The organism is Burkholderia sp. AU30280 (assembly GCF_020420125.1).
GTDB lineage: Bacteria > Pseudomonadota > Gammaproteobacteria > Burkholderiales > Burkholderiaceae > Burkholderia.
In genome coordinates, this window is sequence record NZ_JAIZRY010000026.1 from 1 (window position 1) to 13,493 (window position 13,493).

General features: G+C 65.6%; 11 protein-coding genes. 6 read left to right on the forward strand and 5 right to left on the reverse strand.

From position 1 onward, the window contains the following. Nucleotides 1-100: 100 nt before the first annotated feature. From LGN17_RS35455 to LGN17_RS35465, 3 genes are all read right to left on the reverse strand, one after another. Nucleotides 101-1,048 (reverse strand): hypothetical protein, encoded by a 948-nt coding sequence (locus LGN17_RS35455; RefSeq protein WP_226201437.1) that lies wholly within the window; start codon nt 1,046-1,048, stop codon nt 101-103. A gap of 3 nt (nt 1,049-1,051) precedes the next feature. Next, on the reverse strand, nt 1,052-1,624 hold the full coding sequence (locus LGN17_RS35460; RefSeq protein ID WP_226201438.1) for a hypothetical protein: 573 nt from the start codon (nt 1,622-1,624) through the stop codon (nt 1,052-1,054). 515 nt (nt 1,625-2,139) lie between these two features. Then, entirely contained in the window at nt 2,140-3,651 is a 1,512-nt protein-coding gene (locus LGN17_RS35465; RefSeq protein ID WP_226201439.1) for an aldehyde dehydrogenase family protein, read from the reverse strand. A gap of 635 nt (nt 3,652-4,286) precedes the next feature. Between LGN17_RS35465 and LGN17_RS35470 the strand changes: the two genes are divergently transcribed. From LGN17_RS35470 to LGN17_RS35480, 3 genes are all read left to right on the forward strand, one after another. Continuing rightward, on the forward strand, nt 4,287-5,867 hold the full coding sequence (locus LGN17_RS35470; RefSeq protein WP_226201440.1) for an amino acid permease: 1,581 nt from the start codon (nt 4,287-4,289) through the stop codon (nt 5,865-5,867). Nucleotides 5,868-6,008: 141 nt separating this feature from the next. Beyond that, nucleotides 6,009-7,277, forward strand: a complete 1,269-nt coding sequence (locus tag LGN17_RS35475) for an NAD(P)/FAD-dependent oxidoreductase (protein ID WP_175954873.1) — start codon at nt 6,009-6,011, stop codon at nt 7,275-7,277. A 116-nt stretch (nt 7,278-7,393) separates the two neighbouring features. Beyond that, on the forward strand, nt 7,394-8,068 hold the full coding sequence (locus tag LGN17_RS35480) for a TetR family transcriptional regulator (RefSeq protein WP_174954344.1): 675 nt from the start codon (nt 7,394-7,396) through the stop codon (nt 8,066-8,068). A gap of 75 nt (nt 8,069-8,143) precedes the next feature. Here the strand turns inward: LGN17_RS35480 and LGN17_RS35485 are convergent, their stop codons facing one another. Continuing rightward, nucleotides 8,144-9,931: a phospholipase D-like domain-containing protein gene (locus LGN17_RS35485; protein ID WP_226201441.1), complete on the reverse strand. Its 1,788-nt coding sequence runs from the start codon at nt 9,929-9,931 to the stop codon at nt 8,144-8,146. Between the two features lie 105 nt (nt 9,932-10,036). Then, complete coding sequence (locus LGN17_RS35490; protein ID WP_175954879.1) at nt 10,037-10,795, reverse strand: DeoR/GlpR family DNA-binding transcription regulator; 759 nt, start codon at nt 10,793-10,795, stop codon at nt 10,037-10,039. 208 nt (nt 10,796-11,003) lie between these two features. Between LGN17_RS35490 and LGN17_RS35495 the strand changes: the two genes are divergently transcribed. From LGN17_RS35495 to nadE, 3 genes are all read left to right on the forward strand, one after another. After that, entirely contained in the window at nt 11,004-11,189 is a 186-nt protein-coding gene (locus LGN17_RS35495; protein ID WP_060083291.1) for a hypothetical protein, read from the forward strand. 235 nt (nt 11,190-11,424) lie between these two features. Then, nucleotides 11,425-12,294 carry a DMT family transporter gene (locus LGN17_RS35500; protein WP_226201442.1) on the forward strand — a complete coding sequence of 290 codons (870 nt, stop codon included), beginning with the start codon at nt 11,425-11,427 and terminating at the stop codon, nt 12,292-12,294. A 237-nt stretch (nt 12,295-12,531) separates the two neighbouring features. Beyond that, nucleotides 12,532-13,380: an ammonia-dependent NAD(+) synthetase gene (nadE, locus tag LGN17_RS35505; RefSeq protein WP_226201443.1), complete on the forward strand. Its 849-nt coding sequence runs from the start codon at nt 12,532-12,534 to the stop codon at nt 13,378-13,380. Nucleotides 13,381-13,493 lie beyond the last annotated feature (113 nt).

Sequence of the window (13,493 nt, forward strand, 5' to 3'; positions counted from 1 at the left end):
TGCCGAACTGCTCAAGCAACTCGGCCGGAATCGCCGGCAGAGCCGCCGGCTGGGCTTTCGGTTTGCGAGGCATAAATTCTCCTTGGGAGCATGTTATGCCTTAAACACAAAATTCCTGACAGGCCCGAGTAACCCGATCGTTGACTGAAGTCACCACGCCGGATTGCCCAATATACTCGATCACGCTACCGCCCTTGCCATCGGGAGTAACGACTTTTGTCGAATAGCCTACCCACCGATCACCGACGCTAACACTCCCCGCTTCAAATCCAGGCACCTGGTCCCTATATGGCAGGTTGGCCACTTCGACTCGAACTCCATCACTATAAGTCGTGATGGCCCATACGCCATCAACGTAGGAATCTCTAACAGAAACATTCGACGACGAGACTCCCATAAGACGGTCAATCGTACGCGAAAGCTCCTGCCGGAAATTAGCGCTGTTGCTCTCGCTCCAGTTGAAGACATTCGGAGCTATGTATTTCTCCCAAGCGAATTTCGCCGTCGCGCCTCCAATCACGCCGACCCCAATAGTCAAAGCGCCACCAACAATTCCCGACATGGTGACAGGCAATAGAACTGCCGCGACAATACCGCCCAACACGCCCATCGCGACACTGCCAACTTCGTACGATGACGCGTTTGGATCCTTGAGAACCCAAAGTAGCTGCGCTGCCGAAATGAGACCGCCCAGCTGTGCCCCGATTCCCTGAATGCCTTTTGCTAGGTTATCGGCTTCTGTCGCAATCGTTGCAAACGACCGCGCCTTGGCCAACTCTGATCTCATCGCCTCTACACGTGCGATTAGCTGAGCGTCAAGGCGGCTACGGTCAACGCTATCCAACCCTCGAATCACAGCAGTGCTAAGTTCATCAAGGTTCTGCCACATTAGCCTTGAGTACTCGGCACGCGCGGCTGCGTCGACGGACAATCTGGCCGCATTGGTGGAAATCTGCCCGACATGAATGGAAATTTTTTCCAACGCCTGCTTTACACTCTCTCCCGCAGCCCCCAACGCGTCCCACTCATCAAGTTCATGCCAAGCCATGAATCACTCCTCTTTCGATGAAAAAATACTGATCACAAAGAACCAAATCCAACTAAGACCTAGAGAAATACACATAATATGAGCACCGCCTGCGAACAACGGCCCCACCAAGCCAAGCCACAATCGAGACTCACCAATGGGAATGAAATTAAATTCGTAGTAGTACCCCTCAACCAAAACAAAAACCCCACATAAAAGAAAAAATGGAGCACCCAAAATTACCTTTACCTTTCCTGTTATCGACAATCTCTCATACACTTCCCTCCCCTTAGCCTGACCAGAATAAAGCAAACGAAACCCAACCAGAAGCCTAAACGGAAAGGCGGCAAGCATCAGCGCAAAATAGAGTGCAGTGACGTCGGGGAATTTTGACTTCTCAACAGCACCGAATAGCAAAGGAAATACTTTGCCAACGCCGGCTACAATCATATCTAGAAAGGGCCATCGCACCAGCGCATCTTCCGGCGCAAGCCAAGCTACGATTGCACCGGCGACATGCAGTACCAGAATGGCCGGACTGAACTTGTAAATTCCAATCACTCCACCAACAAGACTCCGAGATTCGCTATCAACCACTTCCTCTTTCGATATTGAGTGCCATCCTTTAAATCGATCTGACATCAGCAACCCGCATTAACACCACCCACACTAGATTCGAGATTATTTACCAATCACTCAAACTCAATACTTTACATCCGGCATATTTGCAAATTCTCCAATGTGGAATTGGAATTTCATTCAAAATAATTAAATGTGAATTCGTTTTTCTGCTGCGCCCCACCCGTCACCGAGCACAACACCACGAAGATATCGAAAGAATTGAAAGAAAACAAGAAAAGTTATTATTTTCATACGCATACGAAAAATGATAATAATCTCGTACTTATTCGAGCAATCACTAACCCCACCTCATCAGAAAATCGATACGTTTGAAAGCACCACCAAACCATCCCCCCATAAGCCGGTAACCAATTTCCCCGCCAAAAACAAAAAAGCCGGCCCATGGCCGGCTTTCCCACTTGAAACGATTACGACGCTACATCAGTCGCCCGATGAAATCAGCGTGAGCAACACGCCAATCCCACACGGCATCAAACGTCGAACTTCACCCCCTGCGCCAGCGGCAACTGCCGGCTGTAGTTGATCGTGTTCGTCGCGCGGCGCATATACGCCTTCCACGCATCCGAACCCGACTCGCGGCCGCCGCCCGTTTCCTTCTCGCCGCCGAACGCGCCGCCGATCTCCGCGCCGCTCGTGCCGATGTTCACGTTGACGATCCCGCAGTCGCTGCCTGCTGCCGACATGAACTGCTCGGCCTCGCGCATGTCGTTCGTGAAGATCGCCGACGACAGGCCTTGCGGCACCGCGTTGTGCAGTTCGATCGCGTCGTCGAAGTTGTCGTAGACCATCACGTACAGGATCGGTGCGAACGTCTCGCGCTCGACCACCGCCGATTGCTTCGGCATCCGCACGATGGCCGGACGCACGTAGTACGCATCAGCGTGACCGACGTCGACGCGCTCGCCGCCCTTCACTTCGCCGCCCTGCTCGCGCGCATCGGCCAGCGCCTTCTGCATCGCATCGAACGACGCGCGATCGACCAGCGGGCCGACCAGCGTGCCTTCTTCAAGCGGGTTGCCGACCTTCACCGATGCATAGGCCTTCTCGATACGCGGCAGCAGCTGTTCGACCAGGCTGCGATGCACGAACAGGCGGCGCAGCGTCGTGCAGCGCTGGCCAGCCGTGCCGACCGCCGCGAACGTGACCGCGCGCACGACGAGATCGAGATCGGCGCTCGGCGCGACGATCATCCCGTTGTTGCCGCCGAGTTCGAGGATGCCGCGCGCGAGACGCTGGCTCAGCACCTTCGCGACTTCCTGGCCCATCCGCACGCTGCCCGTCGCGCTGACCACCGGCACCTTCTTCGACGCTGTCAGCACCTCGCCGACATCGCGCATGCCGAGCACCAGCTGGCTCAGCTCCGCCGGCGCGACGCCCGGGTGGGTCTTCTCGAATTCACGGATCGCCTTCTGGAGCAGCACGTGGCACGCGATCGCGGTGAGCGGCGTCTTCTCGGACGGCTTCCACACGACAGAATCGCCGCACACGAATGCGAGCGCCGCGTTCCATGCCCACACGGCGACCGGGAAGTTGAACGCCGAGATCACGCCGCACACGCCGATCGGGTGCCACGTTTCCATCATCCGGTGGCCGGGGCGCTCGGAGGCGATCGTGAGGCCGTAAAGCTGGCGCGACAGACCGACCGCGAAATCGCAGATGTCGATCATTTCCTGCACTTCGCCGAGGCCTTCCGACGTGATCTTGCCGGCCTCGAGCGTGACGAGGCGGCCGAGCTCGGCCTTGTGCTCACGCAGCACGTTGCCGAACACGCGCACGAGTTCGCCGCGCACCGGCGCCGGCACCGTGCGCCACTTGAGGAATGCGTCGTGCGCGGCGTCGATCTTGCGCTCGGCGTCGGCGGGCGCGTCGACGGCCAGCGTCGCGAGCGTCGCGCCGTCGAGCGGCGAACGCGCGGTCAGCGCATTGCCTTTCCACTGGGCGAGATCGATATCGAGCGCGGCAAGAATGTCGTTGAATTGCATCACTTCCTCTTCAGGGACAGATTGATCGGTGCGGCGGCAGCGCCGCCCGCGTGATTCGATTGGAGCGCGTTCGCGCGCCCTGTGCAAGCGGATGCGCCGCGCGGCAGGCCCGGTGCGCCGCACGGCGCATCGCGCTGCGCCGCCGCCGGGAGCCCGCCGGACGGCGCGCTCCCGCCTCGCGGCGGCACGATCCATGAAACACATTGTCGGCGGCCACAAGTCGGGCCGCTATTGATATTAACTCACGACTTCATTCCGAAAACGCAACACCTCGACGAGCCGGACCGATGCATTCTCGTGCCGATATGGGACGTTTCCAACGCCCGCAGCCAGGCCATCGGACGCATCCCGACGCGATGCAAGTTGATGACAAAGCTGCATCACCCTGTTCGGAAATATCGTTTGCCGCCCCGTGCACCGGGCACACACAATCGTTGCGACGTCGAGGTGCAATGCACCCGGCGCGCCGCCGGCCGCCGTGACGGCTGCCGGATGACAGACGAAGGCGACACGCATCGCGGCCCGGTTCATCCGGCCCGTTTCAGCACCGCATTACCGCTGCCCGGCCGGCAGCCGGCAACGCGTCGCGCTTCGTCACCGAAAAACAATTCCGGAGACAGCGCCCAGCGCCCGCCATGCATTCCGATATCCGCCCCGATTCGCCCCGTCCGTCCGGCTCGCCGCACGCGAAGCCGTCCCTCCACCGCGCGCTGCAGGCCCGCCATCTGCGGATGATCGCGATCGGCGGCTCGATCGGCACGGGCCTGTTCGTCGCGTCCGGCGCATCGATCTCGCAGGCCGGCCCCGGCGGCGCGATGCTCGCGTACATGGTGATCGGCCTGATGGTCTATTTCCTGATGACGAGCCTCGGCGAAATGGCCGCGTTCATGCCCGTGTCGGGCTCGTTTGCGACCTACGGCGCGAAGTTCGTCGACGAAGGCTTCGGCTTCGCGCTCGGCTGGAACTACTGGTACAGCTGGGCCGTGACGCTGGCGGTGGAACTGGTCGCCGCGCAACTCGTGATGCACTACTGGTTCCCGCACGTGCCGGGCGTCTGGTGGAGCGCACTGTTCCTCACGTTGATCTTCGCGCTCAACGCGCTGTCGGTGCGCGGCTTCGGCGAAGCCGAATACTGGTTCGCGTTGATCAAGGTGCTGACGGTGCTCGCGTTCGTCGGCGTCGGCCTGCTGATGATCTTCGGGATCACGCAGGGCGGCCCGAGCGCGGGCTGGGGCAACTTCACGATCGGCGACGCGCCGTTCGCCGGCGGCTGGGCGACGATGCTCGGCGTCGCGATGATCGCGGGCTTCTCGTTCCAGGGCACCGAAATGATCGGCGTCGCGGCCGGCGAATCGGAAAACCCGCGCACGACGATCCCGCGCGCGGTGAGCCAGATCTTCTGGCGCATCCTGCTGTTCTACGTGCTGGCGATCTTCGTGATCGGCGTGCTGATTCCCTATACCGACCCGAGCCTGCTGAAGAGCGACGTGACCGACATCGGCGTGAGCCCGTTCACGCTGGTGTTCCGCCACGCGGGCCTCGCATTCGCGGCCGGCGTGATGAACGCGGTGATCCTGACGGCCGTGCTGTCGGCCGGCAACTCGGGCATGTATGCGTCCACGCGGATGCTCTACAACCTCGCGGTCGAAGGCCGCGCACCGAAGATCTTCGCGAAGCTGTCGCGCGGGGGCGTGCCGCGCAACGCGCTGTATGCGACGACGGCCGTCGGCGCGCTGTGTTTCCTCACGTCGCTCTACGGCGACAAGACCGTGTACCTGTGGCTGCTGAACACGTCGGGCATGGCCGGCTTCATCACGTGGCTCGGCATCGCGGTCAGCCACTACCGGTTCCGCAAGGGCTTCCTGAAACAGGGCTACCGGCTCGACCAACTGCCGTACCGGTCGAAGTGGTTCCCGTTCGGCCCGCTGTTCGCATTCGCGCTGTGCGCGGTCGTCGCGCTCGGCCAGGATTACCAGGCGTTCCTCTCCGACAAGATCGACTGGGTCGGCGTCGCCGCGACCTACATCGGCCTGCCATTCTTCCTCGCGATCTGGCTCGGCTACGCGCTCGTGCGCAAATGCCGCCTCGTGCGCTACGAAGACATGGAGATCGCGCCGTGGATCGAACGTAACGCGACGCCCGCACCCGCGCCGCAGGCCGACACCGGCTACGCGGGCTATGTCGCCCGGCCGGCCAACCCGACGCCGGGCGCCTGACCGCGCGGATCGGCCCGGATCGCACCGGCCGCCCCCGAACGCGGCGGCCGGCGCCCAGCCCCCATTCGACGCGGCGCGCACGTTCAGGCAAGATCGACGCGCGCCGCCTGTTTTTCCGCCGTTACGAGTCAACGAAATCGCATGCAGAACTTCTACGAAGCCACCGTTACCCGCCAGCCCTACCCGCAACTGACCGGCACGATCGACACGCAGGTCTGCATCGTCGGCGGCGGCCTCGCCGGCCTGTGCACGGCGCTCGGCCTCGTCGAGCGCGGCGTGCATGACGTCGTCGTGCTCGACAGCGAACGGGTCGGCTTCGGCGCGTCGGGCCGCAACGGCGGTTTCGTGTTCGGCGGCTACAGCCTCGACAACGCCGACCTGCTGCGCACGCTCGGCCGCGACGAAGGGCGCCGGTTGTACCGGCTCACCGTCGATGCGGTCGACCTGATCCGCGCGCGGATCGCGCGCTACGGCATCGACTGCGACATCGTCGACCAGGGCGTGATGCTCGCGAACTGGTTCGACGATCCGTCCCGGCTCGACAGCGTGCGCACGCTGATGAAGGATGAACTCGGCGTCGACTGGGAACCCGTTTCCACGGACGCGCTGCGCAAGCGGCTGAAGACGCGGCGCTATTACGGCGGCCTGTTCGAGCCGAACGCCTTCCACTTCCATCCGCTCAAGTACGTGCTCGGCGTCGCGGCGGCCGCATCGCGCGGCGGCGCGCGCGTGTACGAACGCTCGGCTGCGCTCGGCATCGCGCGCGAAGGCGCCGGGTACATCGTGCGCACGGCGCAGGGCACGGTGCGCGCAAAGGACGTCGTGTTCGCCGGCGGCGGCTACGCGCGCGGCGTGTCGCCGCGCATCGAGCGCGCGGTGCTGCCGATCGCGACCTATGTGATCGCGACCGAACCGCTCGGCGCGCGCCTGCCCGACGCGATCGACGCGCCGTACGCGATCTACGACACACGTTTCGCGTTCGACTATTACCGTCCGCTGAAGGACACGCGCATCCTGTGGGGCGGCCGGATCTCCGTGCTCGACCGCGGCCCCGACGCAATCGCGCGCCTGCTGCGGCGCGACCTGCTGCGCGTGTATCCGCAACTGGAAGGCGTGAAGGTCGACTACGCATGGGGCGGGCTGATGAGCTACGCGCGGCACAAGATGCCGCAGATCGGCCGCGACGCGGACGGCGTGTGGCACGCGATCGCGTTCGGCGGCCACGGGATGGCACCGACCACCGTGGCCGGCGAAGCGCTCGCGGCCGCGCTGGCCGAAGGCCGGCCGGTGCCGGAAGGTTTCAACGCGTTCGGGCTCACGCGCACGTTCGGGCTGGCGGGCCTCGCGGCCGCGCAGCTCACGTACACGGCGTACCAGGCCCGCGACGCGCTCGCCTCCTGCCGCCGCTGAGCGGCGGCCACGGCGGCCGAAACCGCCCTGCCGATTAGAGCGTCAGGTCGGCCGGGCGGGGATTTCCCGCATGCTAGAATGGCTTTTCCAAGCCGCCGAAGCCACAATAAAGTCACATGAAAGCAGGAAGCAAGGCCGCCACGCCCGACACCCGCGCGCTTCCGTCCGATGCGCGGCGCAAATACGATCCCGAGCAAACCAAACGCAACATCCTCGACGTCGCCACGCAGGAATTCTCCGCGATGGGCCTCGCGGGCGCGCGCGTCGATGCCATCGCCGAGCGGACCAACACGACGAAGCGGATGCTCTACTACTACTTCGAAAGCAAGGAAGGCTTGTACGAGGCCGTGCTGGAGAAGGTGTACGGCGACATCCGCGCACTCGAGCAGGAACTGCACGTCGGTGACATGGAGCCGCGCGAGGGCATGCGCCGCCTCGTCGAATTCACGTTCGACTATCACGACAAGCATCGCGACTTCGTCCGCCTCGTGTCGATCGAGAACATCCACGGCGCGAAGTATCTCGAACAGCTCAAGTCGTTCAAGAACCGCAACGTCAGCATCATCAAGACGCTCGAGGAACTGGTCGAACGCGGCGCGGCGAGCGGCGCGTTCCGCCAGGACATCGACGCGTTCGACCTGCACCTGCTGATCAGCTCGTTCTGCTTCCACCGCGTGTCGAACCGCTACACGTTCGGCGCCGCGTTCGGCCGCGACCCGTCGGCACCGCGCCTGCGCGCACGGCATCGCGACACGATCGCCGACGCCGTGCTGCGCTACGTCGCCGCATAAGCGGCGCCGTCAGCCGGTTTCGCGGTCAGTCTCACGCCGGGCGCGCCTCGACCGCGCCCGGCGTTCTCTCGTGCGTCAGTCCGCCGGCGTGGTCGACGCCAGCGCGATCCGCGCCTTCTCTTCCGGGCTTCCCGCCACGTAATACTTCTTCGCCCAGCTCGAATCGGGCGCGAGCGCGAGCCGCGCATGCGTGCCCGTGCCGGCGCCGTGCTGCTTTGCGCTGATCGCCAGCGCCCGCGCGCGATAGTGCTCGTACAGCCGCAGGAATTCCGCAAGATAGATCGCCGCGATCCGCTGGTCGCGGATCTCGAGCAGGTTCTCGTCGTTGTACTGCTCGGAATTGCGGCTCATGTTCGCCGAGCCCGTATAGACGACCGGATTCGCGCCCTCCGCATCGATCACGATGAACTTGTGATGGATCACGACGGGCGGAAAGGCCGGCGCCGGTTCGCCCGGAAACAGCCGCAATTCCGGCTCGAAGCCCTGCGGCACGGTGGCCGGCGAGAAATACGCGGCATCGATCACGTCGTGGTTGTCGCGGCTGCGGTGATACAACTCGAGGTTCGCGAGCGTCGCGGCATCGAGCGTCTGGCCGGCCTGCTGCGCCGCATCGGCCTTCGTCGCGCTGCCGACGTTGATCTTGTTCACCAGCCCGAACATCATCAGGCCGCGGTCGCCGGCGGCGAAACACGCGTCGCGCAACGCCGCGTCGGTCGGCATGAACAGGCAGAACGACACCGAATGCTTCGCGGCCGCGATCGCGGCGACGATCGTGTCGATCTCGGTGCGCTGCCCCGCCGGCTCCGGCGAAAACGCGAGGCGTACCTGCGCACTGCCGATCGTCATCGGTTCCGACCAGCCCGGCGACAGCGGCGCCGTCTCCGCGATCGACGGATTCCCGGCCAGCGCATGCGCGCGATCGTTGTACAGCGCGGCAAGCGCGGGCGAATCGAACGCGTGCAGCACGTTCGCCTGCTCCGTGAGCCCCTCGGTCGTGAAGTTCGCGGAACCGGTCAGCACGCGTGAGGGCACCGCATTCGACGACGCATCGGTCACGATGAACTTGTCGTGCATGATGTGCGTCTTGTCGCGCGGCGCGAGCGTCGCGAGACCCTGCAGCGCATCGACGGCCGGCTGGTTCGGCGACGGCAGCGGCGGCTTGCCCTTGCGCGCCGTCGTGTGCGCGTCGTAGACGATCGCGAGCGACGCTTCGCCGTGCCGGCGTCCGAACGCTTCGAACGCCGGCAGCGCCCACAGCGTGTCGGTCAGGTGATAGACGGCCGACGCCGCGCGCGACGCGGGGTCGAGCATCTCCGTGAACACCTGCTCCATGTCGTTCGCGAGCCACGTGCGCAGCTTCAGCGCCTGCGCGTCGCTCGGCGCCGCATTCGGCGCGAGGCCCAGCGCCGCCACCTGCTTCGCGAAGGCCTGCGAGCTGACCACCGCGCGGTTGAACCACGTGCCGATGCCGTCCTCGATGTGCGCGGGCAACACGACGTCGCACACGCCGGCTTGCGCGTCGAGCACCTGCAGGCTCGCCGGCGTACCGACGACCGGATACACGTCATAGCGGAACGCCGCGCCGCGATCCTGCGGGTCGATGCGCGCGTCCCACCACATGAATTTCTGGATCGGCGCCTGGTCGGTCGGCGCGTCGCCCTGCGTGTGCGCGGCCGGGCCGTCGAACGTCAGGCGGTTCGGCAGCCAGCTGTCCGGCGCGCGCGTCTTGCCGTCGGCCGACCAGAAGCCCGGCGTGCGCCGGATCGCGAAGCCGAGGAAATCGGCACGCGACGCCGCATCGGGCCAGTCGAAAGCCAGCAGGACCAGGGTGGGGGAAAGATAGCTGCGCACGCTGACGGTCATTCGTTGCTCCCTGGCCTTGCGGCCGGTCGAGGTGAATGAGTCAGTCTTGACGCCGGTTCTTCCCTGCGGATGACGGTTCGATGAACCTTGTATGTCGGACGCGCGTCAGTCGCACACGAGCAGTTCGATCCCGCGCGCGGTCAACGCGCGGCGCACGGCCTTGTCGGGTGCGCGTTCGGTCACCAGATAGCGGGCAGCCGCCGTGCCGTTGATGCGCACCGGCGTCACGCGGCCGAATTTCGAATGATCGGCGACGATGATCGCCATGCCCGCCGCCGCGATCATCCGGCTGCGCACTTCGGCCGCGAGTCGCGAGTAGTCGGTGCACTCGCCGTCGGGCGTGATCCCGCCGGCGCCCACGAACGCGAAATCGACGTGGTACTGCGCGAGCTGCTGGATCGTGTCGAGCCCGAACGTGGCGTCCTCGTCGTCGGACAGTTCGCCGCCGAGCAGCGTCACGCGGTTGCCGTTGCGCCGCGCGAGCACGAACGCGGTGCGCCAGTCGTTCGTGTAGACCGACAGCCGGTGCCGGTCGGCGAGCGCCAGCGCAACCGCATGCGGCGTGCTGCCCGAATCGATCAGCACCGATGCATCGTCGGGCACGAATTCGGCCGCGCGCCGCCCGATCGTGCGCTTCGCTTCGGCGTTCGCGGCTTCGCGCTCGGACAGGCTCGGCTCGCGGCGATCCGCGGCCAGCGCGCCGCCATGCGTCATCACGAGCAGGCCGCGTGCGGCCAGTGCGTTCAGGTCGCGCCGCACGGTCTCGCGCGACACGTCGAGCGAGCGGACGAGTTCCGCGACCGACAATGCGCCCGACCGCCCGAGTTCCGACAGAATGAATTGATGACGTTGTTCCGCCAGCATCGCGTGTGCGCCCGAGGCGACTGGTAATGGGTAAGCCGCCCATTGTATTACGGCCGTTTGACCGGCATTTGACTGCGTCGGGAAACCCGGCGGGCCGCGTTTCCCGAAAGCGAAATTCTGTATTGCCTGACGCGCGCGAATCGGCGCGGCGCCGGTTGCTACACTCTGCGCTTCGCCGAACGACAGACCAAGCAAAGGGGCTCGCGCCATGTATCGCAAAGGCAGTGTGATCGAAATCCAGTTTCCGCCCGAACGTCTCAACGACGCGGCCGGCGATCCGTACTGGATCGACCTGACGCTCGACGAGGCCCGCCGGCTCTACGAACAGCTCGCCGCGCGCTTCGCGAACGACGCGCGCGCCAACCAGCCGCTCGACACGTTCTCGATCGACTGATCTCCGCGGCTTCACGCTCGCCCGCTCCGCACGCGGCGCGTGCCCTTCCCGTCCGAGCGCCTGCCCCGATCAATCACCGGCCCGCGCCGGAAGCCGGTTGCACGGCACGCAACGAGCGCCGGCGCATTCACACGATGCGCGGCATGAGTGCAGGATTCGACAAGACGCCCGCATCGCTTGCCCCGATACTGGCCGACTTCACGATTCCGTCCGGCCGCGTCGCGGCCCGCCACGCATGCTGATCTCGATCGTCGCCGCCGCTTTCGTCGCCCTCTGGTCCACCGGCTTCATCGTTGCGCGGGCAATCAAGCCCTACGCCGATCCCAATCTGTTCCTGCTCGCGCGTTTCGCGGGCACGGCCGCGCTGTTCGGCGTGGTGGCGCTCGTGGCGCGCGCACCGTGGCCGGCCCGCCGCGAATGGCCGCGCCACCTGATCGCGGGGGCGCTGCTGCAGGGCATCTATCTCGGCGCGAGCTACTGGGCCGTCGCGCAAGGGCTGAACGCGGGCGTCATGGCGCTGCTCGGCGCGCTGCAGCCGCTCGCCACCGCCGTGCTCGCCGTCCCGCTGTTCAACGAGCGCCTGCCTGCCCGCGGCTGGTTCGGGATGGCGCTCGGGCTCGCCGGCGTCGCGCTCGTGCTGGCGCCGAAGGTCACGGGCGGTGTCGCGCCACCGCCGGGCGCCGCGCCGGCGTGGCTCGTCGTGGCCGTCTCGGTGCTCGCGGTCGGGTCGATCACCGCCGGCTCGCTGTACCAGAAAGGCAAGCTCGCGCAGAGCGACCTGCGCACGGCGGTCGCCATCCAGAACTTCGGTGCGGCGATCGTCGCGGCCATCTTCGTCGCCCTGCTGCACGAGACGCGCTGGATCGGCGCGCCGGCGCTGTGGGTGTCGCTCGTATGGGGTGTCGTGTTCCTGTCCGGCGGCGCGGTCACGATGCTGATGTGGATGCTGCGGCGCGGCAACGCCGCGCGCGCGACGTCGCTGCTGTTCCTCGCGCCGCCGCTGGCCGCGCTGCAAGGCTACTGGCTGTTCGGCGAAACGCTCGCGGCGATCCAGCTCGCCGGCTTCGCGCTCGCGCTGGTGGGCGTCGTGCTCGCGCGGCGCTGACGCACCTGCCCGAGTGCGCCGTGCGGCTGCCTGCACACCGGCCGCCACGCGCATCGACTACCGGCCATGCGAATGCCCGTTGCGCGGCATCCTGCACCCGCCCGGCGCACCGTGCACCACGGCGATGCAGCCGTCTCGCCGAAGCAACGCGACATCGCCGGATCGCACGCCCGGCGCGGCGCCACGGCGCGATTGCGCTTATGATGGGCGCCTTGATTTTGTTCCGGAACTTCCTTCATGACATCCGCCGATTTCGCCAGCCGCCAACGCGCGATCATTGCCGAACTGAACGTCGCCCCGCAATTCGACGCCGAGGCCGAGATTGCCCGCCGCGTCGAGTTCCTCGCGCAATACCTTCGTTCGACCGGCCTGCGGACCTACGTGCTCGGCATCAGCGGCGGCGTCGATTCGTCGACGGCCGGCCGGCTCGCGCAACTGGCGGTCGAACGCCTGCGCGCCGACGACTACGACGCACGTTTCATCGCGATGCGCTTGCCGAACGGCGTGCAGAACGACGAAGCCGATGCGCAGCGCGCGCTCGCGTTCGTCCGCGCGGACGAGGAGCTGACCGTCAACGTGAAGCCGGCCGCCGACGCGATGCTCGCCGCGCTGGCCGCGTCCGGCCATGCGTTCGAGACGCCGGCGCAGCAGGATTTCGTGCACGGCAACATCAAGGCGCGCGAGCGCATGATCGCGCAGTACGCGGTGGCCGGTGCACGGCGCGGGATCGTGATCGGCACCGATCACGCGGCCGAATCGTTGATGGGGTTCTTCACGAAATTCGGTGACGGCGGCGCGGACATCCTGCCGCTCGCGGGGCTGAACAAGCGTCGCGTGCGCGCGGTGGCCCGTGCGCTTGGCGGCGACGAACTGATCGTGATGAAGGTGCCGACTGCCGATCTCGAGGAACTGCGCCCGCTGCGCCCCGACGAGCACGCGTACGGCGTGAGCTACGACGAGATCGACGATTTCCTCGAAGGCAAGCCGGTGAGCGACCACGTGTACGAGACGGTGCTGCGCTTCTACGACGCGTCGCGCCACAAGCGCGCGCTGCCGTACACGATGTTCGACTGGCCGGCTGCTTAAGCCGCCATTGCGGCTGAACGACCGCCGCGTCGCGATCCGGCGCTGCAGCCCGGCGCGACCGGCCCACAACGTCGGAACCCGACCGCCGCGCGCGCCGTAGCGGCTACGCGCGG

Bases quoted from the DNA above. Each gene is read 5' to 3' on its own strand.
- LGN17_RS35455 (WP_226201437.1), bottom strand. From the start codon at position 1,048: ATGGCTTGGCATGAACTTGATGAGTGGGACGCGTTGGGGGCTGCGGGA.
- LGN17_RS35465 (WP_226201439.1), bottom strand. From the start codon at position 3,651: ATGCAATTCAACGACATTCTTGCCGCGCTCGATATCGATCTCGCCCAG.
- LGN17_RS35470 (WP_226201440.1), top strand. From the start codon at position 4,287: ATGCATTCCGATATCCGCCCCGATTCGCCCCGTCCGTCCGGCTCGCCG.
- LGN17_RS35475 (WP_175954873.1), top strand. From the start codon at position 6,009: ATGCAGAACTTCTACGAAGCCACCGTTACCCGCCAGCCCTACCCGCAA.
- LGN17_RS35480 (WP_174954344.1), top strand. From the start codon at position 7,394: ATGAAAGCAGGAAGCAAGGCCGCCACGCCCGACACCCGCGCGCTTCCG.
- LGN17_RS35485 (WP_226201441.1), bottom strand. From the start codon at position 9,931: ATGACCGTCAGCGTGCGCAGCTATCTTTCCCCCACCCTGGTCCTGCTG.
- LGN17_RS35490 (WP_175954879.1), bottom strand. From the start codon at position 10,795: ATGCTGGCGGAACAACGTCATCAATTCATTCTGTCGGAACTCGGGCGG.
- LGN17_RS35495 (WP_060083291.1), top strand. From the start codon at position 11,004: ATGTATCGCAAAGGCAGTGTGATCGAAATCCAGTTTCCGCCCGAACGT.
- LGN17_RS35500 (WP_226201442.1), top strand. From the start codon at position 11,425: ATGCTGATCTCGATCGTCGCCGCCGCTTTCGTCGCCCTCTGGTCCACC.
- nadE (WP_226201443.1), top strand. From the start codon at position 12,532: ATGACATCCGCCGATTTCGCCAGCCGCCAACGCGCGATCATTGCCGAA.